This is a genomic window from Paenibacillus spongiae, assembly GCF_024734895.1.
Classification (GTDB): domain Bacteria; phylum Bacillota; class Bacilli; order Paenibacillales; family Paenibacillaceae; genus Paenibacillus_Z; species Paenibacillus_Z spongiae.
Genome location: NZ_CP091430.1, coordinates 2,845,002 through 2,866,593, shown reverse-complemented (window position 1 = coordinate 2,866,593; position 21,592 = coordinate 2,845,002). Strand labels below are relative to the sequence as shown.

At 52.2% G+C, this 21,592-nt stretch carries 21 protein-coding genes; 2 read left to right on the top strand and 19 right to left on the bottom strand.

All coding sequences use genetic code 11. From position 1 onward, the window contains the following. Positions 1–6: 6 nt before the first annotated feature. From trxB to L1F29_RS13265, 4 genes are all read right to left on the bottom strand, one after another. Positions 7–951 (bottom strand): thioredoxin-disulfide reductase, encoded by a 945-nt coding sequence (gene trxB, locus L1F29_RS13280; RefSeq protein ID WP_258389685.1) that lies wholly within the window; start codon positions 949–951, stop codon positions 7–9. Positions 952–1,140: 189 nt separating this feature from the next. Then, positions 1,141–1,917 (bottom strand): winged helix-turn-helix transcriptional regulator, encoded by a 777-nt coding sequence (locus L1F29_RS13275; protein ID WP_258388774.1) that lies wholly within the window; start codon positions 1,915–1,917, stop codon positions 1,141–1,143. Next, on the bottom strand, positions 1,887–2,291 hold the full coding sequence (locus tag L1F29_RS13270) for a Fur family transcriptional regulator (RefSeq protein WP_258388773.1): 405 nt from the start codon (positions 2,289–2,291) through the stop codon (positions 1,887–1,889). The genes L1F29_RS13275 and L1F29_RS13270 overlap by 31 nt, the downstream gene beginning before the upstream one ends. A gap of 221 nt (positions 2,292–2,512) precedes the next feature. Continuing rightward, entirely contained in the window at positions 2,513–3,406 is an 894-nt protein-coding gene (locus L1F29_RS13265; protein WP_258388772.1) for a MarR family transcriptional regulator, read from the bottom strand. 161 nt (positions 3,407–3,567) lie between these two features. Between L1F29_RS13265 and L1F29_RS13260 the strand changes: the two genes are divergently transcribed. Continuing rightward, complete coding sequence (locus L1F29_RS13260; RefSeq protein WP_258388771.1) at positions 3,568–3,906, top strand: L,D-transpeptidase; 339 nt, start codon at positions 3,568–3,570, stop codon at positions 3,904–3,906. 205 nt (positions 3,907–4,111) lie between these two features. On the opposite strand, the gene L1F29_RS13255 is transcribed toward L1F29_RS13260, so the two are convergent. The 15 genes from L1F29_RS13255 to L1F29_RS13185 form a co-directional block, all read right to left on the bottom strand. Continuing rightward, positions 4,112–5,059, bottom strand: a complete 948-nt coding sequence (locus tag L1F29_RS13255) for a DUF4871 domain-containing protein (protein WP_258388770.1) — start codon at positions 5,057–5,059, stop codon at positions 4,112–4,114. A gap of 4 nt (positions 5,060–5,063) precedes the next feature. Beyond that, a complete protein-coding gene (locus L1F29_RS13250) occupies positions 5,064–5,615 on the bottom strand; it encodes an RNA polymerase sigma factor (RefSeq protein ID WP_258388769.1) in 552 nt (183 codons plus the stop codon). A 298-nt stretch (positions 5,616–5,913) separates the two neighbouring features. After that, the gene (locus tag L1F29_RS13245) at positions 5,914–6,219 is read right to left on the bottom strand and encodes a Dabb family protein (RefSeq protein ID WP_258388768.1); all 306 of its coding nucleotides are present in this window, start codon (positions 6,217–6,219) and stop codon (positions 5,914–5,916) included. A gap of 216 nt (positions 6,220–6,435) precedes the next feature. After that, positions 6,436–7,086 (bottom strand): amino acid ABC transporter permease, encoded by a 651-nt coding sequence (locus L1F29_RS13240; RefSeq protein ID WP_258388767.1) that lies wholly within the window; start codon positions 7,084–7,086, stop codon positions 6,436–6,438. A gap of 84 nt (positions 7,087–7,170) precedes the next feature. After that, the gene (locus L1F29_RS13235) at positions 7,171–7,824 is read right to left on the bottom strand and encodes an amino acid ABC transporter permease (RefSeq protein ID WP_258388766.1); all 654 of its coding nucleotides are present in this window, start codon (positions 7,822–7,824) and stop codon (positions 7,171–7,173) included. A gap of 6 nt (positions 7,825–7,830) precedes the next feature. After that, a complete protein-coding gene (locus L1F29_RS13230) occupies positions 7,831–8,685 on the bottom strand; it encodes a transporter substrate-binding domain-containing protein (protein ID WP_258388765.1) in 855 nt (284 codons plus the stop codon). Between the two features lie 19 nt (positions 8,686–8,704). Beyond that, entirely contained in the window at positions 8,705–9,433 is a 729-nt protein-coding gene (locus L1F29_RS13225) for an amino acid ABC transporter ATP-binding protein (RefSeq protein WP_258388764.1), read from the bottom strand. 231 nt (positions 9,434–9,664) lie between these two features. After that, complete coding sequence (locus tag L1F29_RS13220) at positions 9,665–11,806, bottom strand: Ig-like domain-containing protein (RefSeq protein ID WP_258388763.1); 2,142 nt, start codon at positions 11,804–11,806, stop codon at positions 9,665–9,667. Between the two features lie 177 nt (positions 11,807–11,983). Then, entirely contained in the window at positions 11,984–12,319 is a 336-nt protein-coding gene (gene ytxJ, locus L1F29_RS13215; RefSeq protein ID WP_258388762.1) for a bacillithiol system redox-active protein YtxJ, read from the bottom strand. A gap of 152 nt (positions 12,320–12,471) precedes the next feature. After that, positions 12,472–12,705 (bottom strand): cold-inducible protein YdjO-related protein, encoded by a 234-nt coding sequence (locus L1F29_RS13210; RefSeq protein WP_258388761.1) that lies wholly within the window; start codon positions 12,703–12,705, stop codon positions 12,472–12,474. 250 nt (positions 12,706–12,955) lie between these two features. Then, entirely contained in the window at positions 12,956–14,200 is a 1,245-nt protein-coding gene (gene odhB, locus L1F29_RS13205; protein ID WP_258388760.1) for a 2-oxoglutarate dehydrogenase complex dihydrolipoyllysine-residue succinyltransferase, read from the bottom strand. Positions 14,201–14,243: 43 nt separating this feature from the next. Further along, the gene (locus L1F29_RS13200; RefSeq protein ID WP_258388759.1) at positions 14,244–17,105 is read right to left on the bottom strand and encodes a 2-oxoglutarate dehydrogenase E1 component; all 2,862 of its coding nucleotides are present in this window, start codon (positions 17,103–17,105) and stop codon (positions 14,244–14,246) included. Between the two features lie 342 nt (positions 17,106–17,447). Continuing rightward, positions 17,448–18,050, bottom strand: coding sequence for a nitroreductase family protein (locus tag L1F29_RS13195; RefSeq protein WP_258388758.1), 603 nt, complete (start codon positions 18,048–18,050; stop codon positions 17,448–17,450). A 1,079-nt stretch (positions 18,051–19,129) separates the two neighbouring features. After that, a complete protein-coding gene (locus tag L1F29_RS13190; RefSeq protein ID WP_258388757.1) occupies positions 19,130–20,191 on the bottom strand; it encodes an amidohydrolase family protein in 1,062 nt (353 codons plus the stop codon). A gap of 1 nt (position 20,192) precedes the next feature. Next, positions 20,193–20,576, bottom strand: a complete 384-nt coding sequence (locus tag L1F29_RS13185; RefSeq protein ID WP_258388756.1) for a Rieske (2Fe-2S) protein — start codon at positions 20,574–20,576, stop codon at positions 20,193–20,195. Positions 20,577–20,731: 155 nt separating this feature from the next. On the opposite strand from L1F29_RS13185, the gene L1F29_RS13180 reads away from it, so the two are divergent. Beyond that, positions 20,732–21,517 carry a helix-turn-helix domain-containing protein gene (locus tag L1F29_RS13180; protein WP_258388755.1) on the top strand — a complete coding sequence of 262 codons (786 nt, stop codon included), beginning with the start codon at positions 20,732–20,734 and terminating at the stop codon, positions 21,515–21,517. Positions 21,518–21,592 lie beyond the last annotated feature (75 nt).

Below are 21,592 nucleotides of genomic sequence, written 5' to 3'. Positions count from 1 at the left end.
ACATCTTTATACATGCTGGATTTCATTGATTTCCACAGCTTCCAGATACCGCTCGCAGTCCAGAGCAGCCATGCAGCCCGTTCCGGCCGCGCTGATCGCTTGACGGTAACGGCTGTCTTGTACGTCGCCGCAAGCGAATACCCCGGGTATATTCGTCTCGGTCGTGCCCGGCTTCACGAGGAGATACCCGTGATCATCCGTCTGAAGCTGTCCGCCCAGGAATGCGGTATTCGGCGTATGGCCGATCGCAATAAAGATCCCGTCGGTTTCGATTGTCTCTTCGGCACCCGATTCGTTGTTTCTGACCTTCAAGCCGCGCACGCCGTTGTCATCGCTGATCACTTCGAGCGGCGTACGGTTTAATGCCCAGCTGATCTTGCTGTTGCCCCGGGCGCGGTCCTGCATGATTTTCGATGCGCGCAGCTCGTCGCGGCGGTTCACGACGATGACTTCAGAGGCGAAGCGCGTCAAGAAATTGGCTTCTTCCATGGCCGAATCTCCGCCGCCGACGACGATAATCTTCTTGTTGCGGAAGAAGAATCCGTCACAGGTGGCACAAGTGCTTACGCCGCGTCCGACGTTATCCTTCTCGCCGGGGATACCCAAATATTTGGCGGAAGCACCCGTGGAGACGATGATCGATTCGGCTTGCAGCTCGCCCATCCCTTCCACCGTCAACGTAAACGGACGCTTCGACGTATCCACCGAATTCACCCAGCCCGTGCGGAACTCGGCACCGAATCGTTCGGCCTGCTTACGCATGTTAGCCATGAGCTCCGGTCCCATAATGCCATCAGGAAAGCCCGGGAAGTTCTCCACCTCGGTCGTCGTCGTCAGCTGCCCGCCCGGTTCAGGTCCTTCAATAACGAGCGGGTTCAGATTCGCTCTTGCCAAATAGATTGCTGCGGTAAGTCCGCCTGGGCCCGTACCGATAATGATTGTTTTATACATCTTGTCATCCCCTTTGCTCATGATCCATGTCATCGCTTCGTCGTGTACCTTAATTAATTGGTGTTCATCTCTTGCTCGATACATAAATCATATCACCCTTGCGCACGATGATCATGAAGGAACGATGAACGGAAGATGAAGATACAATGAAACCTTCATGAAGATCTCATGAAGGTTCTCGTGTATGGCTTATGAATCGGCAAACCGGTAGCCGACACCGCGAACGGTTAATATATATTGGGGATTCTTCGGATCGTCGCCAAGCTTCTGGCGCAGCGACTTGATATGCACATCGACGGAATTGCTGCCTCCGAAATAGCCGTCCCCCCAGATTTGCTCCATAATTTCCTGCCGGGACATGACGCTGCCGCCGCTGGCGGATAATATTCGGAGCAGATCGAATTCCGTCTTCGTTAAGCTGACAGGCCGCCCGCCGCGCTGCACAGTCATGCGTTTCAAGTCCATCCGGATATCCTTCATCAACAGCTGGTCCTCAGACGATACCTCAGAAGGCTTAAGGGCGGCGTTAGCTTGGCTCTTGCTCGCCAGCTCCTCAATCTGAACCATCGCTGAAGCAACCGGACTTGGCCACACAAGAACCTCCCCTTCTACCGGTGCTGAAGGACGTTCATTCATAAGGAGAAGGAGAGCGGACTCGCTGCCGATACCACGAACAGGCTTGTTATCCGTTACAACGTTCTTTCGCCGATCAATAATAATGAGATCGGCCTGAATCGTTGCCAGAATCGGATCATTCTCATTATGGAACACAAGCACGTCGTAGCAGCGCGTCGTTAAGGCCGATACCAGCGCCCGAAGAGAAGCCGGCAGAGGACTCACGACGACGATCCGCAGCGTCGAATCGCAGAAGGCCCCCTCGTCGAATGTTTCGAATTCATGGGGCAAGGCAGGTGGAGACAGGTGAAGACCGCCGTTCATTGCACCGCTGTTTTCTTCTCTCTGCATTCGCTGCACACCCCTTTGAATAGAATTTCTTCGTCTTCGATGACATACCCGGTTTCCTTCGCAATCCGTTCCAGCCAATCCTTCGGCGCTTCAACCAGGACTTCATCGACTTTCCCGCAGGTTAAGCATACGATATGCTGGTGATCCTCCACACGCGCATCGTATCGGCTCGCATCCCCTTCGAGCTTCAATTCGCGAATCATCTTCTCTTCTGTCAAATAGCGCAAGGAGTTATATACGGTTGCGTAGGCAAATTGGCAGCCGCGGTTTTTCAACCGGTCCATAATATCCGATGCGGTAGGATGATCCGACGAATCGATCACAATTTCATATATCGTTCGTCTGGGCGTTGTAAGCTGTCCTTTTCGGCTCATATTCAATCCCCCCACCCGATTATTAATTTTAGAATTAGTTTAAGTTTAAACAATATTACCGAGGAAGTCAAAGTCATTCATGTGAATTCCACCCTACTTAATTAAAGTAAAAAACCGTCATGCTTTCCCATGACGGTTGATCGCTGCTTTATGTTAAGGTATTCATGTTTCAGCTATCGAAAATAGACTCCGTGCTGCGTGATAGCCGCCAGCAGAATTTGCTACACCGTCAATCGATGCTCTAGAATGGCGGCGAGATCTTCGCCATTGTCCCAAACGACCGGACGAATCAGCTTGGAAGGCAGCGCCTCTTGTTTCGTTTCTCCCCGCTTCATCGTCCAGATGACCGGAATCTGCAGCCCAAGCGCTAAGCCGGCCGCATAGTACACCTCCGGATTCGGCTCCGTCAAATCCGCTATGAGCAGCTTGCACTCGGATACAAGTCTGATAATATGGTCGCCATATTGTTCTTTGTCCGTCGGCTCGGGCGTCTGCGGCAAATATCCGCACTGCTCCATCTTCGGAAACACCTTCTCGCTCCACTCCTCCCGCAGATCATCGTGATCGGGGAACATAACGAAGCAAGGCTTCAAGCGTTTTCCGCCCGCAGTCGCAACCGCTTCCCGCCAGCCCCGCTCCGTGAGCTTGAAAGTAGAGCCCGCCCGTTCAATCATCTCCATCTCCCGAAGCCTCTCGATAATATAGATAAGCTCCTGCAGGTTCGGCGAGTACGTTAAATTGTAGCGGACCGGAAGCCGGTGAATGACAACAGGCTCATTAGGGCCTTTGGAATGGCGGTGCAGATAATGAAGAAGACGATTGCCTTTATCATCGATCGTAATCGGGATCCGAGGCGATTGCCGAATCGTCTCGAAATCCTCGAACGAAAGAGCTACCGTCTCTTCGCAATCCGTCAATTCACATATATAGGCGGAAATAATCGGGAACATCTGCGCCTTGATTTGATAGGACAGTTCATTATATTTGTCGTAACTATCCTTCTGAATCCCATAAAAAGCCCCCGTCGCACAATAACATCCGTCGAACCACTCGTAATCCCCTTGAATCCGTACAGGTACGAGCTGGTCGCAAAATAAACAACGTTTCATATCCATCAGATCACTCACCTCTTACATATCTATTCGATTATTTTATAGGAATAAAGGGTGGCGATAGGATTAGAATTTTCTCACTACGTTAATGTTTACCTCAGATTCCAATCATTATCAATCCTATGCAGTGAGGCGCATACCTTAAATTTAGAGGAGGGATGCATGTGCCCAGGTATCGCATTATCGTCGATTTGTCCGATCGGAAGCTCTATTTGCTCGACGTGAATACCGTCGTTCGCGCCTTTCCCGTCGGTATTGGCCGCATGGTGACTCAGACGCCGACAGGCGAATATACGATCATTAACAAACAGCCTAATCCAGGCGGTCCGTTCGGCGTATTATGGATGGGATTATCCAAGCCTCATTACGGCATTCACGGGACGGACGATCCGTCATCGATCGGCAAGCTAGTTTCCCATGGCTGTATCCGCATGTATAACGAGGACGTCCTCACCCTGTCCGGCCTCGTGCCGATTCACACACGAGTCACCATACGTCCTTGAGATGGAGCAAGGGAAGCGGTCAGATCGTTGACCGCTTCCCTATACGTTTAGGTTATGCTCTTCTTTGTACCGATTTGGAGCTTCATTCTAAGGGCTGGTTCCACTTATACGCTGCAATTTGTTCGCCAGCGTTTGCTGTCGTCATGCCTGCCGCATCGAGCGCTTCCTGCATACTGCATGTTTTCCGGTATTCGCTTCGATTGCCTTACTTGGCTTCCACGACGATACTGCCCAACAGTCGATCGCCTACGTACGGCAGCAGCATCCATTTGCCCGGTTCTGGCAGTGTCATCGTCGAGACGGCATTATGGTCTGCGCCGTTTATCGGTCCGCCAAGATCATCTCGCGAAAAGATATCGATCATTTGCCTCTCGCCCTGCTTCACCGCTCTAACCGTAAATGCGCCTTCGAGCTTAATCCGCTCTTGCCAGAAGTGCCACATATATTTCTGCGGACTGCCTGCAAGAAAGCCGGCGTCGATAAAACCGACATTCCCTTCTATTCCCCTCAACCAATAGGCTCCGGACTTAAACTCCGGACTGACCTCCCATGACGGCTCGGGTACGTTTAAGATCACATCGCCATAAGGCTCGCCGTCCAGTTCAACCACATAACGCCACATGCCGGATAACGGAAGCGTGATTGTGGCCGTATACCGTTCCAGTCCTGGATAACCGCTGCTTGGCTTCAAAATTTCCTCCGGAGCTACGGCGACCTCTTGTTGGCCTGTATCGAGATGTTCGGCCCGTATGGCAAGCATCCGGCCTTTTATTTCCTCGAATGGCGCCGTCATGTGAAAGATGTATCCCGACAGCCTGCCGGCAGCCAGTTCCGGATCCGGGAAGACGGACAGCTTCAGTTCCCCATCCTCGTAATAAGAGAGCCGTTCCTCCTTCACGGATGATGTGCCGTTTCTCGAGTCGCCGTTCAGCGACAGTCGTTCCAATAATCCCGTCAATCCAATAATCAACGCTGTCGCAATGGCCAGAGAAGCGATCACCAGGGTTCTCGCGCGGCGTGACTTCCCTTTTGTCGTGAGCACATTAGCCTTATCCAGCACCCGGTTCTTCATCTCATTTGTAAAATGCTCTTCTGCGAATGGCGCTGCTCCCATTTGCTCCGCCCATGATTCGATCTGACGATCCTGCTTCATACGATCACCCTCCCTCACGTTCATGGTTTAACATAGCAGCCATTTTCCGTTTCGCGCGGTTTTCCCTCGACTTCACCGTACCTTCGGAAATGCCCAGCAGTTCTGCAATTTGCTTGATGCTCAGCCCATAATGGTAATCCAGAATAATAACCTCGCGAAATTTGATCGGCAGCTGCATCACCCGGGTCCACAGCTGTTTGGCTTCCATGCTCTTGAAGGTTATGTCCTCTGCCGATGGGGAGCTGCCGGATGGAGGACGCACCGTTTCTAATAGCGTTACCTTGCGAATGAATGCATTTCTCAAATAATTGAGCGATTTATTCCGGGTGATGCCGAGCAGCCAGCTCTTAACGGTGCAGTCTCCCCGGAACGCATATAATTGCTTGTAAGCCGCCAGAAACGCATCCTGCGATATATCGTCCGCCGCGTCGGAACGACGTGTCAGGAAGAAGGCGAAATTCCATACATCTTCCCCGTATTCCGTCATGAGATCGTTCAATACTTGATTACGATCGTAACCCGGAGCCAAATCATGTAAGTAATGCCGATCCAACATTGATCACCTCTATAAAATAAGACCCGCCACTTGAAAAAAAGTTCCCGGATTTTCAGATATTAATCTTCAACGTCTGCGGAACCCGCCACCTTATTGACGCTGCGCTCTTCATTGCAACGCTCATCGTCTGCGCAGGCACTAGCGGAACTGGTGTATAGTAAAATTAACGCAAGAAAGCCAAGCACAGGAGTAATCTCCAGAGCTCGGCTCTCTAGCATGAATCATAGCATACAATAACAACATTATCCGTCCGGACCCGTTATTCAACTGCTCTCAGCACGTCTCCCAGGCTCCAATCCTACCTGCTTACGGCATAATCCATGACGACGACTTGATCCAGAATGCCGTCCAGCTTCTTGACGAACTCCTGGTGAGCCGGGTGCGGGCCGTACGCGCGGAGCGCTTCCAGAGTCTCGAATGTAACGCGCAAGCCGAGCGTGAAGCCATGAGCGTTCTCCGGTTCTACCTTGATATTGATGCCCGCGGTGACGTCGATCAGGCCTGGTATGCGGCCTTTGAAGGAATAGAGCGAATCCAGCAGCTCCTGTTCTTTCTCGGGCGTCAATTCTTCTTTAAATCGAAAAGAAACCAAATGCTCGTACATCTCGTCCCGACTCCTCTCTGCTCTTCATAAATAATAGACATGCCTCTCCCATTATACGGAAGCAGCGCGAAGAAGAACAGACTATTTCAGAAGCAACGCCGGGCATAACGCTCCATTTCATTGCGTTAGCCGCTTCACCCGGACGCAGCGTCATATAAGAAGGCAGCCGGTAACCTTCCCGGCCGCCTCCAAGCATACTCTCCGTACCGGCCAATATCAGGTTGGCCTCGACTCCAATCGGCGCGCAATGATCGACAGGACATAATTGACCGTAAAATAGATCGCGGCGACGAGCATCAGGGTCGGCAGCACGATGGCGATATCCTGGCCCATGACGATATTCGCGTTATGCGTTAGTTCAGCCAAGCTGACGATTACCGCCAACGACGTATCCTTTAAGAGTGAAATAAACTGGCTCACAATCGGAGGCACCATCCGCCTTAGCCCGATCGGAAGCACGATATGTCGCAGCGTCTGTATGTAGGTCAGCCCGGAAGCCCTGGCGGCTTCGATCGTTCCCTTCTCCACGGACTTCAGCCCGCTGCGTACGATTTCCGATATCATCGCCGCTTCGAATACGGATAGCGCTACGATCGCCGCCCAGAATGGAGACAGCTTGATCCCAAGCTCCGGCAATCCGAAACGCGCGAAGAAGATCAGCAGCAGAAGCGGCAAGTTGCGGATCGTTTCGACGAGCAAGCCAATCAGCTTTGATGCGACAGGCATCTTCGCATAACGGATCACGCCAAGCAGACACCCGACGATGAAGCTCAGAATAATGGCTACAAACGCAAGACGAAGCGTCATGCCCAGTCCTTCCATGAGAAAACGCAGATTGTCCGGCGAGTAAGCCTGCCCAAAATCCATAGTCGACCTCCTTTCCGGTTCATTTGCACCGCGCGCGGCACCTCTTCACGCAGGTATGACGCTGCATGCCGGCGGCCGGTCATGCTAACCGCTTCTTGCAAGCCTGCGTTCCAACAGCCGGGAAGCATAAGCAAGCGGCAGCGTCATAATCAAATAAAACAAGGCGACAAACACATACGTATCGACCGTATTATACGTCTCCGCGTTGACCAAATCGCCGTAATACATCAGATCAAGCCCGGCCACGACGCCGAGAATCGATGAATTTTTGACGAGATTGAGAAATTGATTCGTGATGGGCGGCACGACGATCTTCACCGCCTGCGGAAGCACGACATAGCGCATGGTCCCCATATAGGTGAGCCCGGAAGAGCGGGCGGCTTCTGTCTGTCCTTGAGGGACCGCCATGATTCCTGCCCGGATGGCCTCCGCGATGAAAGCGGATGTATAGACCATAAGGCCGAGCGTCCCGGACACGAAGCCGTCAAGCGCAATGCCAATCGCAGGGAGTCCGAGAAAAAACATGTACACAACGAGCAGCAGCGGGATGTTTCGGAAGAGCTCCACGTAGGCGGTGCCGAATACTTGCAGTGCCGCAATGGGCGAAATCCGGAAGACGGCTATGATTGTTCCCAGAACGAAGCTGCCTGCCAATGCCATCAGACTGGCAAACAGCGTGTTCCGCAGGCCAATCATATAGGAATCCCAATGATCGGTCAGGACCGTGATATCGATCATACGGACTTATTCATCGGCCGGCTTCTCGCCGATCCACTTCTCGTAGATTTTGTCGTATTCACCGCTCGCCTTGATCTCCTCCAGCGTTTCGTTGACAAGCTTCACCAGGCCGGCTTCTCCCTTCTTGATGGCAATCCCGTACGGTTCATCCGTGAACGTGCTGCCCACCACCTCGTAGTTCGGGTCCTGCTTCATCATGCCGTACAGAATGGAATTGTCCGTCGTCAGCACTTCTCCTTTGCCCGCCCGGAGTGCCGTGAACGCTTCCTGATAATTCTCGTACTGCTGAACCTTCAGCCCGGAGACCTTCTCCTCGATATTCTTAATGGAGGTTGCCCCCTTGACGCCAATAACCTTCGTATCCTTCGTTACATCGTCAATGCTTCGGATCGGACTGCCTTTCTTCACGAGAATGGATTGACCCGCCTTGAAATAAACATCCGAGAAATCGACTTCCTTCTTCCGGTCCTCCGTGATGGTCATCGTCGCGATGATGACGTCGATTTCCCCGTTATTCAACATCGGAACCCGCGTCTTCGACGTCACTTCCTTCAGCTCCAGCTTGCTTTCATCACCCAGCAGCTTCTTCGCAATCGCCTTGGCAATATCGACATCGAAGCCTTCAACCTCGCCGGTTCCGGGATCCTTCAGCCCGAACAGCTTCGTATCGAATTTGACGCCGGCGACCAGCTTGCCGCGCGCCTTAATCTCCGCAGCCGCCCCTTCATCCCCGCTGCCGGTGTTAGCGGTGTTAGCGTTAGCGGTATTAGCGCCATCTCCTCCATTGTTTCCACAACCGGCAAGAAGCAGCATGAATGCCAGCAGCACCAATCCCATTACCCGTGCTCGTATGTTCGTCATTCCATCATACCCCTTTCGTTTAATGATTGATGACACGACTCAAGAACAATCTCGCGCGCTCCTCCTTCGGCTGTGCGAAGAAGTCGGCAGGCTCCGCTTCCTCGATGATCTTGCCTTGATCCATAAAGACGATCCGGTTCGCCACCTCCCGGGCAAAGCCCATCTCATGCGTGACGACAACCATGGTCATCCCTTCATGCGCAAGCGATTTCATGACATCCAATACTTCTCCGATCATCTCAGGATCGAGAGCAGACGTCGGTTCATCGAACAGCATAATATCCGGCTTCATTGCCAGACCGCGAGCGATGGCTACCCGCTGCTGCTGACCTCCCGAGAGCTGGGAAGGAAAGGCGTCGGCCTTCTCGGGAATCCCGACCTTCTCGAGATAATACATCGCCGTTTCCTTAGCTTCCTTCTCCGGCAGTCCCAGTGCTTTAATTGGGGCCAGCGTAATGTTGTCGATCACCTTCATATGGGGATACAAGTTAAAATGCTGAAACACCATCCCGATTTTGCGCCGGAGCTTATTGATGTCCGTCGCTTTATCGTTCACCGTCACCCCGCCGACGTTCAATTCACCGTCCGTAATCGTTTCCAGCCGGTTGATGCAGCGCAGCAAGGTGCTTTTGCCGGAGCCGGATGGTCCAACGACTACGACAACCTCTCCTTCGCCGATGTCCAGCTCGATATCCTTCAGAACATGAAACCGGCCAAAGTGTTTGTTCACCCGCTTAAAATGAATCAATGGCATCCCTCCGTTTGAGCAAAATTTCGTTACAGCTGCAGCGGAAAGTTAGCGGCAAGCAATCGGTTATCATGAATTGCACTAACTTTCGCATGTATATTATGTAGTCGGGTATTTAATAACCCAAATTCCGCCATTGCTAAACAATAGCAAAGACTCCAAGATCCTGCTTGGAGCCTTCCCTTCTTCAATACAATCATGAATCTTCTATCGATTCCGCGGATAAATAGCTTACCTGCGCTCCCTGTACAGCAGATAAAAAACAGCGGCATCCTTCATATCGATAACCCCGTTAAGATCGAAATCGACTCGGACATCGTAGTGCATGGAGGTATGCTTCGTTGTTCCGAAGGCTCTCATAAATTCAATTAAATCATTCGGCCCTACGATCCCGTCTCCGTCCAGATCAGCGGTCGGATCGGATGGCCCCGGTATCTCGGGCTCAGGCACAACAACACTGACAGTGGAGGTAAGGCTGCCGAATGAGACCGTAATAACGGTCTCGCCCGGGGCGATTGCTGCCAGCTCCCCTAACGGCGATACCGAGACGATAGATGCATCGGCTGATTCATATTTGCTGTCCAAGGTGACATCCTGAGTACGCTCGTCCGAATAAAGGCCTTCGACCTTCAGTGCGATGGACTCCCCTGCTTTCAGCTGCATCTTATCCGGTACATTCATGCGCAAAGTCTTCAGCACGGGCTCCGGCTCCACAGGTTTGCCGCCAGCCGTATACCAAGCCGCCCCCAGGAAGACATTCCAGCCGTCGCGATAGAAGCTCTTAGCCGCATCCATGGTGAGCCGCTCCTGCTCCATGCGTCCTTCTTGACCGATCCGGCTAATAAACAGCGTCCCGTTGTCGGTGAACGTCACGCTCCCGTCCGGTGCTAGTGCATCAAGCCGGCTGCTGCCCGTTTTCACGGTGGCTGCGACTGCTTCCGCCCCTTCGGGAGAGCGAACCCAATATTGTCGGGCGCCCGATTCATTGTTCCGGACGAATGCGATCCAGCCGCCGCTAGTCAAATAACCGACTGATCGGTCCGTGCCTTCAAGCACAGCTTCTTGTCCATCCTTCAGGACGATGACGTCCCGTCCGTTCTTCGTATACAGAACCGTATCTCCATCTGCAACCGGCGATGTATACAGCGCATTGTCAGCCTGGCTAATTTGCTCGGATTGGCCGGAAGCGTAGGAATAGCGATAGATCTTGCCGGATTTGACGTAGAGCAGCTCGCCTTGGCCGGTCAAGGTATAGGATGGGTCTGTCGTCTCATCAACCTCTCGCTCTTCGTTTGTCACCAGATCGCGAATCATGAGGCGGTTCGTGTCCATTCCCTTATCGTCGGTCTGCTTGTAAGCTGCGAAAGTTCCGTTGACGAGCAGCCCGGTAAGCGGCAAATCGGTCAATCCTTCAGGACGCCATTCAAAAGCCCGGAATTTCCCCATCGGATCGCGTCCGTTGCCGATATAGCCGTCTTTGATGACCAAATAAGGAGATCCGGCTGCATCCCATGCCGTCCCGATCACACCGGTCGGCGTTAACCGCACGGATAAATTCCACTGCTGCGCAACGAGCAGCGGCAATACGTTCTCCACGCCCGTATTCCGATCCTTCACGACGATGCGGTGGTAATAGGCATCCCAGTAGACGATTCGGCTCTCATCTGCATCGAGCAGAAGGCCCTTTTCTTGCTCGACCGGCTCAAGCTTAGGATTGCTCTCCACATAGACGGGATGACTGTTCACTGTTGCCTGGGCTAGATGATCCACAGCTTCAAGACGAAGGTCGACTCTCTTCCCGTCATAGGCGGTGAGATCAAGCGCCTGATCCAGCCGGTCCACTCCGGTCGCCAGTACGGCACTGCCAATCTTCGCTTTCATCTCCCGGCAGCCGCCTATTACATCATCCTCGCAAGATGCGGACAATGCGGCATTGGGCGTGACGGCTGCAAAGGGCATGGGTGATGTAAGACGGATGTTCGGCGGATTATTCAGCGTGTACGTTACCGCCAGCTCCCCATCGATCCCGTTATCCGCATGAAAACCTACATTCAGCTGGCCTCTTGGCATGTCGGACAAGTCCAACACCTGGCCGTATTGACAGGTTGTCGAACAGACCGTCGAGATTTTGGGCAGGTCGAACCGCTTGTCTCCGATCAGGACATATACACTGGAGACGGGATCAAGCGAGTAGACACTGACGCGGGGAAAGAAGTCATCCGAAATGATGGTGCCGCCTGCCGGAAAATCCACCGTAATTCGTGGAACCGAAAGTGCGCTAGCCCGTTCTGTTGAAAATTGCATTCCTGCTGTAACGACAATAATCAATGACATTACGACTCTCAACCATCTTTTTCGGACAATAAATTCCATTATTTACCTCCTTTAGATTTTTAGTTTTAATAATTTCATGCTTAGTATGATTTTCGTTCCAGTAAATGTAAATAGGGACATGACCCTATGCCGCTGGACCCTTTTTTCAACAAAAAAAAGCCATCGGATCATGAACTGATCCAATGGCCCTGAGTTTTCTTGCCGGGTCACACGAGATTAATCTAAGACAGCAGTAATATGCTTGTTCGTAATCGACCAGTGGGATGTATTCCACACCGACTTCTGGTCCTTGAACAGAATAATTTGCGGCGAAGCATGCTTCACGCTAAGATCTTCCGCGATTTGATTGGATACCGGACGGGATTCGATCACCTTGACCAGATAGTAATCCGTGTCCTTGTTCGGCGTCTTGGACAAATACTCATCATATTCTTCCAGCGCGCTTGCGCTTACCGGACATGCGGTGCTGTGCTTAAAAATAATTTGCTGTTTCTCGCCCGATTGCTGGAGCATCTGCTCCCATTCCTGAAGCGTAGTGATTTCCTTCCACATCTCAAAAGCCCCTTTCTCTCATGGACAACCTATCGATAACTCAATATACCATTAACCGCTGCGGCGACACAAGAACCATGACTTCACGCCCGGTAAACCCGCTCTGCCGCAGCTTTCAGCCTGGCAAGCCCAAGCACTTTTCCTAATATGAATTAGAAGAGAGATTTCTTCGCAGGCTCCCTCTTAATCTTCTTTTGGAGGGCGGGCAAATGGCGCATACTCCGGTGCATGGGGCCTTTGCATATCGGGCAGGCAGGATTCGTCTCCGCGAATTCTTCCCTTACCCAGGCTTTGCATTCAGCATCCTTGCATTTATAAATCTTGGTTGGCAATAACTTCGGTTTGCTTTCTTCTGCTGTCACGTTCACTGACACCTTCCTGTACATAACCTAATCCTTTGTAACCGTGGCGAATCGTAAGAAAGATACTCTTTACGCAGAAGTTGTTTCTACTGTAATGAATTCTAAATCTGACTGCAACAGCTCTGCAAAAAATCGGAAAAATATCGATACCAAACAACAATAAAAGAAGCTGTGCCGCGGGCAAGGCGGCAAGCTTCTTTCCTATTATGAGCACATAACGGTCCCTGCCGGTAAGCACGCAGGAACCGTTATAATTCTCTCTTCGCTTCAGGCGTTACCCTTCAAGAAGCAGGGTTTCCGGGTCTTCCAGCAGCGATTTGACCGTAACCAGGAACCGAACCGCGTCTGATCCATCGACAATACGGTGGTCATACGACAAGGCGATATACATCATCGGCCGGTTCTCCGATCTTTCCGCGTCGATGGCGACCGGACGAAGCTGGATCTTATGCATGCCGAGAATACCAACCTGCGGCGCATTCAGAATCGGCGTGGAAAGAAGCGATCCGAACGTGCCTCCGTTCGTAATCGTGAACGTGCCGCCCTGCAGGTCGGAAAGCGCAAGCTTGTTCGAGCGCGCTTTGCCCGCCAGCTCGACGATTTGCTTCTCGATCTCGGCGAAGCCGAGACGGTCAGCATCGCGTACGACCGGTACCACAAGACCTTCCTTGGCCGAAACCGCAATCCCGATATCATAGAATTTCTTCACGAGAATATCCTCGCCTTGAATCTCGGCATTCAACAGCGGGAACTGCTTCAACGCTCCGACAACAGCCTTCGTGAAGAAGGACATGAAGCCAAGATTAACGTCGTGCTTCTCTTGGAACGACTGCTTGCGGCGTTTGCGGACATCCATAATCGCCGTCATATCGACTTCGTTGAACGTCGTCAGCATGGCTGCCGTACGCTGCGCTTCAACCAGGCGATTGGCGATCGTTGCGCGGCGGCGCGACATTGGCTGCCTGAGTACAGGTTTACCCGGCACTTCAGGAGCCGGAGCTGCCGCTGCCTTAGGTGCAGCCGGCTGGCTGCTTGCCTGAGGACGGTCGGTGTGCTGCTTCACGTCCTCCTGACGAATACGGCCGATCGGATCGTTAGCATTGACTTTGCTCAGATCGATCCCGAGCTCTCTTGCCAGCTTGCGGGCTGCAGGAGATGCTGCTACGTCGGACGAGCCGCTATCCTGCTTCGGTTCTGCGGCGGCTTGTACTGCAGGCTGCTGCGCTTCCTGCTTCTCGGCTGGCTTCGGCTCAGCGCTCACGCTGCCTGCTGCCGGAGCGCCGGTCGATGCGCCGATCGTTGCGATCACTTCGCCGATTTGTACGGTCTCGCCTTCCTGTCTCAGAATTTGGGACAGAACGCCGTCTTCTTCGGCGCTGATTTCAATATTGACTTTATCGGTCTCCAGTTCAGCAAGAACATCCCCCTGCTTGACCTGGTCACCTTGCTTTACAACCCATTTTGCAATTGTGCCTTCTGTTATTGATTCGCCCATTTCGGGTACTTTAATATCGCTCATGCCGTTGCCCTCCTCGTAGTTAGGAATGATCGCGTCCTGGTTCTTAACGGCTCATTGCTTCCGCTATAATACGCTGCTGATCGTGCTGGTGGATTTCAGAAAATCCGCTTGCCGGACTAGACTGCTTCGGCAGACCCACATAACGGACCCTCGTAGCGCCTGGCGCACGAGAGTTGATTCTTGGTTCCATATAGTTCCAAGCGCCCATGTTTTGCGGTTCTTCCTGAAGCCAAACGATTTCTTTCAAGTTCGGGAACCGTCCGATAATGCGTTCGATATCCACTTTCGGGAATGGATACAGCTGTTCGATCCTAGCCACATGCAGCCAGCTCCAATCGCGCTGCTCGCTCTGATCCATCGCTGCAGCCAGCTCGATCCCGATTTTGCCGCTGCACAGAATGAGCCGTTCCACTTGATCCGGCGTATCGCCTTGACCAGGCTGCTCCATTACAGGCTTGAAGACCCCTTCGCTGAACGCTTGCGGATCCGAAGCCACGCGCGGATTGCGAAGCAGACTCTTCGGCGACATAATGATAAGCGGTCTCGCTTCCTCCGTCTGCGTTAATGCAGCTTGACGGCGGAGCAGGTGGAAATATTGCGCAGCCGATGTGAGATTCGCAACGGTCCAGTTCTCATTCGCGGCTTGCTGAAGGAAACGCTCCAATCTTGCGCTCGAATGCTCCGGCCCTTGACCTTCGTAGCCGTGCGGAAGAAGCATAACAAGGCTCGAATTCTGCGACCACTTGTCTCTGCCCGACGCGATGAATTGGTCGATGATCACCTGTGCGGCATTGGCGAAATCGCCAAACTGCGCTTCCCAGATGACTAGTGTTTCCGGCGAGTAAACGTTATACCCGTATTCAAATCCGAGTACCGATGCCTCGGACAACGGACTGTTATAGATCGAGAACGAAGCGCGCGCCTGCGGCAGCGTGTGCAGCGGGCAGAACTTGCCTCCGGTTTCCGGATCGTGCAGAACCAGGTTCCGATGCGCGAACGTGCCGCGTTCGGAATCTTGGCCGGTAATGCGGATCGGCTTGCCGTCAGCGAGAATCGTTGCGAATGCCATCGTCTCCGCAAGGCCCCAATCCACTTTGCCGCCCTCGTCAAATGAGCCTTCGCGCCGCTTCAGAATACGCTCCAGCTTGCCGTATACTTTGAAGCCCTCCGGCCATTTCAACAGATCGCGGTTGATGGCTTGCAGATTAGGCAGCGGTACCGATGTAACGATTTCCGGGCTCCGGCGCTTCGTTTCCGTTTGCGTAATTTTGGCCGGCTCCTGGCGCTCCTCGGCGTTCTTCACCTCATCCAGCGCGCTTTGAAGCCGTCCGAGCACTTCCTTCTTCTGCTGTTCGAACTGCTCCTGGCTGATCAAGCCTTTGCTTATCAAATGATCGGCATACAGATTGCTTACCGTTTTGTGATCACGCAGCTTTCTGTATAGAATCGGCTGAGTCGTCTCCGGGTCGTCCGTCTCATTGTGGCCGTGACGGCGGTATCCGACCAAATCGATCAGGAAATCCTTTTGGAAGCGGTAACGATATTCGCAGGCCATCCGAATGACGGCCAAACATGCTTCTGGATCGTCGGCGTTGACGCGGACGATTGGAATGTTGAAACCTTTTGCCAAGTCGCTTGAATAGTAAGTGGAACGCGAATCCGAGCTTTCCGTTGTGAACCCGATCCGGTTGTTAACGATAATATGAATCGTCCCACCGTTCTGATAGCCGACCAGCTTCTTGAAGTTAAGCGATTCCGGAACGATGCCTTCACCTGCGAAAGCAGCGTCTCCGTGCATAAGTACCGCAGCTGCGGAGCCAAAATCCGATTTCGCATATCCTGGTTCCTTACGGTCATCCTGCGCTGCCCGGGCAAAGCCTTGAACGACAGGGTTCACATACTCCAGATGGCTTGGGTTGTTCGCAAGCGTGATACGGGTCTCGATCGTTTCTCCTTCTTTAACCGAACGATGCGCACCCAGATGATACTTAACGTCTCCCGTCCAACCGAAGTTGATACCGGAAGATCCTTCGGATGGCATTAAATCTTTATTCGGCGCGTGCTGGAATTCCGAGAATATCTTCCCGTAAGGCTTGCCGAGCACATGCGCCAGCACGTTAAGGCGTCCACGGTGCGCCATGCCCATCATAATGTTCTTCGCACCGTCGTGCGCGATCTCACGGACGATCTCATCCAGCATCGGAACAAGCGTGTCCGTGCCTTCGATCGAGAACCGCTTCTGGCCGACGAATGTTTTCTGCAGGAACGTCTCGAACGTTTCAACCTCGATAAGCCGGTATAGAAGCGCCTGGCGTTCCTTCAAGTTGAGCGGCTTAGTTGCGATGCCGGATTCAGCGTGACGGTTAAGCCATAAGCGCTCGTCCTCGGCATGCACGTGACCAAATTCGAAACCGAATGATTCGGTATAAATACGTTTAAGCTCCTGGATCGCTTCCCAGCCGTTCTGAATGGATGCAGGCGCATCCTCCCATATGAGCGCAGCGGGAATCTTCGTCAGATCTTCCTTCGTCAATCGGAAGGTCTCCGGCTCCAGCAAGCGGGTGTCCGCTTTCTCTCTCATGTCGAGCGGATTGGTATCCGCGGCTAAATGTCCATACGTCCGGATATTAAGCACTAGCTTACCGGCATCCACCAGCTTTTTATAAAAAGAGGGGTCTGCCGCGATCGTGCCGCTCCCGCCAGCCGCTTGCAATCCCGCTTGCCGACCCGCTTCGTTATGCTGCAGCGCCGGTGGCGCCCCCCACTCACGAAACATGGTCTGATACGAGGGATCTACGGAATTAGCATCTTCCATGTACCGCTCATACTGCTCCTGAATATAACCCAAGTTAGGACCGTAGTAGAGCTGCCAGGGCGACTGGCGGTTAGAAATATCTGCCGTCATGTACGTTTTACCTCCGCCTTATCATTGTCATAACCTTACAATAGTTCATCTATTGATTAACCAATTCCATCTCCGATCATACATACTACCGCGAAATAATTGCTAAAAATCGCTGTACCGGTCGGGAACCAGTCAATTAACAAGTTTAAGAAAGATCCTACCATATTACAAATAGTTAAATTCGATCTGATTCATCTCAATACTAGATCGGTTATAGGTTATCTTCTCATATAACGTATCATTCATCATGCGGCTAACGATATCGGGTAATTCGGAACCGCAGAAAACCGGGATCCCCTCCTATGAGAGTTCCCGGTTTTCAATAACAGTACACCGTTATGTTTATTTGAATACTTTCATGCGCGCATCGATTGGCTGGAATTGCTTCTCGCCCGGCTGCATCGTCGGCTTGCCGAACGGCATTTGAGCGATGAGCTTCCATTCAGACGGAAGATTCCACTCGCGTTTCACTGCATCGTCGATCAGCGGGTTGTAGTGCTGCAGCGATGCGCCATAGCCTTCCAGTTCGAGAGATGTCCATACTACGAATTGAAGCATGCCGTTCGAATGCTCGGCCCAGACGGGGAAGTTATCTTTATAAGGGGCGAACTGCTCTTGAAGGCCTTGGATTACCTTCTGGTCTTCAAAGAACAGAACCGTGCCGTATCCGTTCTCGAAAGCAGCCATTTTCTCCGCCGTCGATACGAATTTCTCTTCATCATTAACGACCTTGCGGAGCGTCTCTGTCGTCATTCTCCAGAATTTATCGTGCTGCTCGCCCAATAGGACAACTACACGCGCGCTTTGGGAGTTGAAGGAAGATGGCGTATGTTTGACGGCATCGGAGATCACTTCTTGGATCCGTTCGTCGGAGATGACCGTTTCTTTGCTGATTCCATAAATAGAGCGGCGCTGCTTCAATGCAGTGTTGAAATCTTTAGACATAATCTTGTGATACCTCCTGAAGTTAAGTAACATACTTTTTTATTGTAACATTATTTATTCGGAAATCAACCCCTATGCGCACGTCTATTTCAGTTTCGGGAATGAGCCTGCACTTTATCCCGCTTGCGTTCTGTATATTGCACCCATGCCTTCACGGCCAGAAGGGTATATTGATTCACTGCATGAGTTCACTAAATAAGTCGAACTAAATGCGAACAGAGCTGGAAGAATCGTTCTAGAGCAGTGCTAGCGGGCTCCTCTGATTGGATTTGGTTATTCTGCTCGGTATTCGACAATAGCGCATCCGATGTCCGTTAGAAGTCCAGCCCAACTTCATTTCACGCTATACGGACATGGAATCCGTTAATTGTGACAAACACCTGATAGGGACGAACCATCCGGACATCAGATCCGCTATTCGCACCAAATGACCGCATTCCCTCCGATAAACGCATGAATAACGTCTCTGGTGTCCGCAACCTTTCCAATTCGGCTCGGTTTTCAACAATAACGTCTCTGGTGTCCGTTACAAGTCCAGCCCCCTACATTACACGGTACACGGACATGGAATCCGTTATCTGTGACAAACACCTGATAGGAGACGAACTATCCGGACATCAGATCCTCTCACTTCATCATTCGTCGGCTTGTTTGAAGGGCTACAATCACTACCCAAATAGGTAGATTTTTTCTTTTTTATGGTTAATCGACAGGCCTGAACATTCTGCAGGAATCTTACCTCCAATAAAAAAGTTTGCATGCTAGCAATCCGACGACAACAGCAACCGGTCGGTGAATTACGCAGGCTCCTCCGGGCAGTTCGCACCGCGGGGCAGCTCCCATATGCGCTGTTTCGCCGCATGATGGCGGTAGGTCGACTATAAATGCTCCAGCAAATCGATGCGATCGTATGGAGATGGACGACTCCTGCCTTTGCAGTCATGCTGTGTTTGGTTCCACTTATATCGTTATCTTTGCCGTAACGCCGCCGCATGGTCCGACGATCCGTATTGACACCGCGGACGCAAAAAAGGTTGAACAGCGTAATCCCTCTGCTCAACCTCTATTCTCAGCGCTCCTTACAGTTTAAACAGCTGCTTTGCATTCTCGTAGTAAATTTTACGTTTCATATCGGCCGGCATCGTTCGCAGAATCGCATGCGGATCGTCGAAATCCCAATGCGGATAGTCCGATGAGAACAACAGCATATTCTCGGCATCGATCATATTGAACAGCGTTATAAGATCGCCTGGACGATCGGGTTCTTCAATTGGCTGCGTTGTTAGGTAACAGTGCTCGCGGATGTATTGGCTCGGCATTTTTTTCAGCCACGGGACTTGCGAGCGAAGCGCTTTGTAGTTCTTGTCCAGCCGCCACATCAGGTGAGGCAGCCACGCGACGCCGCCTTCGACAAGGACGAACTTCAATTTCGGATATTTCTCGAACACCCCTTCGCACACGAGGCTGACCAAATGAGCCATGAAGGTTTGCGAGAGGCATGTGTGCCATTCCAGATAATAGCTCGGATAACCGGCCGCCGTAGGGCCGTTCGTGCTGCCGGCCCCTTCCGTGCCGGGATGAATCATGACCGGCAGCCCTTGCCGCTCCGCCGCCTCGTAGATCGGATGATAGAATCTTTGGCCAAAGGGCATGCGCGCCGCGCTCGACATAATGACGGCCACCATATCAGGATGCTGACCCAGCCGGTCGATCTCCCTCGCTGCCAATTGAGGATCGATCGTCGAGACGGCGACCGTTCCCTTGAACGAGGGATGCTTGCCGATCCAGTGATCGAGCACATAATCATTGTACGCGGAAACAATTGCCGCTGCATAATCCGCATCATGACCGCTGGATACGTCGTACATGGTGCCGGTTAGAAGCGCGTAATCGATTTGATGCTGATCGATGAGCTGCTCGACCAGAAAATCCGGATCCGATGCCGCCGGACCGCCGCCAGGGGGAGCTGCGTCTTTGCGCGGCACGCCGACCGGCGAATAATACCCGCTGTAGAGCGCGCCGGTTCCCGACTCGAGCAGCCTTCTCTTCATGGCATCCGGCATGTACGGCAGCAGGTCATGCCCGCCCCTCAATGAGATATGAACATCGCAATCGATAATATCGATCCCTTGTTTCGCCATTCTATTGTTCTCCTTTCGCTTCGGAAGACGATGCTCCAAGCACGAGGCCGATTCGGCCCTCCTGTACGATAACCTCGTACCGTTTGGCCCTCACCTTCTCATCGAACAACGAGCAGCCTGTCTTAATATCGAATTCCCAGCCGTGCCATGGACAGCGGATTATTTCTTGATCCTTCCCGTAAATGTATTCATACACCTTCGACTCCATCGTCGTTCCGCTCACGATTCCCTTACACAGCTCGGCACCGTAATGAGGGCAATAATTGAGCAGCGCGTAATACTCCCCCCGGATATTGAAAATCCCAATTGAACGTTTCCCCACTTGCACGATTTTCCGATGGCCTTCCGGGATTTCTTCCACTTCAGCCACGAAATGAACACTCACTTCCACATCCCCCTTAGTAAGGCAGCCTCATCTTTATGTATCTATCGTATGTCCTCCACTTGACAACGACCATAAATAAAACAACAATGAGTTGGATGATTCTACAATGATAATGCTTTCAAGGCTAACGTTATTTCTGCAGAGGTGAACAGAAGATGATGGGACTCAAAGCTGTCTTTTTCGATGACCGAATGGAGCATTGGCAGGTTTCAAGCCGTATGACCGAGGATCCGATATTGGCGTTAGTCACCGGCGGCAGCTTAACCTACGAGTTGGATTCGACGTCCGTCGATTTGACGAAGGGTGATGTGCTGCTGATCTTCCCGGGTACCGTTCGTGCCGGATATCACGACCCCGCCGTGCTGCATCAGAAGTACGCGGCAATATTTCAGCTCCCCGAGTCTTATGAAGCTCCCTTCATCCCGATCATGGAAGGTGCCGGATACCGGCTGTTTCGTCCCAAAGGGTTTGAATATTTGCGGCAGCGGTTCTCGTCGTTATATCGGATGTGGCTGAGTCCATCGGCCTTCCGCGAAATGATATGCGCCGGCATTCTGATGGAATTGCTGGGCATGTTAATGCAGGAGCTGGAGCAGCGTGACGTTCCCGCGCATAAAGCGGCAATGGCAAGGACAATCGAGCATTACATCGTCCGTCATTATAAGGAAGAGATTCGTATTCAGGATCTGGCACAGCTGGTGAACCGAACGCCAAACTATGTCACGACGATATTTAAAGAGACCATGGGGCAAACGCCGATTGAATTCATGCATCATATCCGGATCACAACCGCCCGCGACTTGCTGCTGCAGACGAACATGACGATAACCGAAGTATCGGATGCTCTCGGGTTTTGCGATCCGCCGTACTTCAATCGGGTATTCAAAAAAATTGCGGGCCACGCTCCGTCCGATCTGATCAAACAGCGAAATGGGAGATAGTCTTCGAACTATGAACTGTGAACTGTGAACTGTGAACTGTGAACTCCGGATTGCAAACCGTGAACTGCACCATTA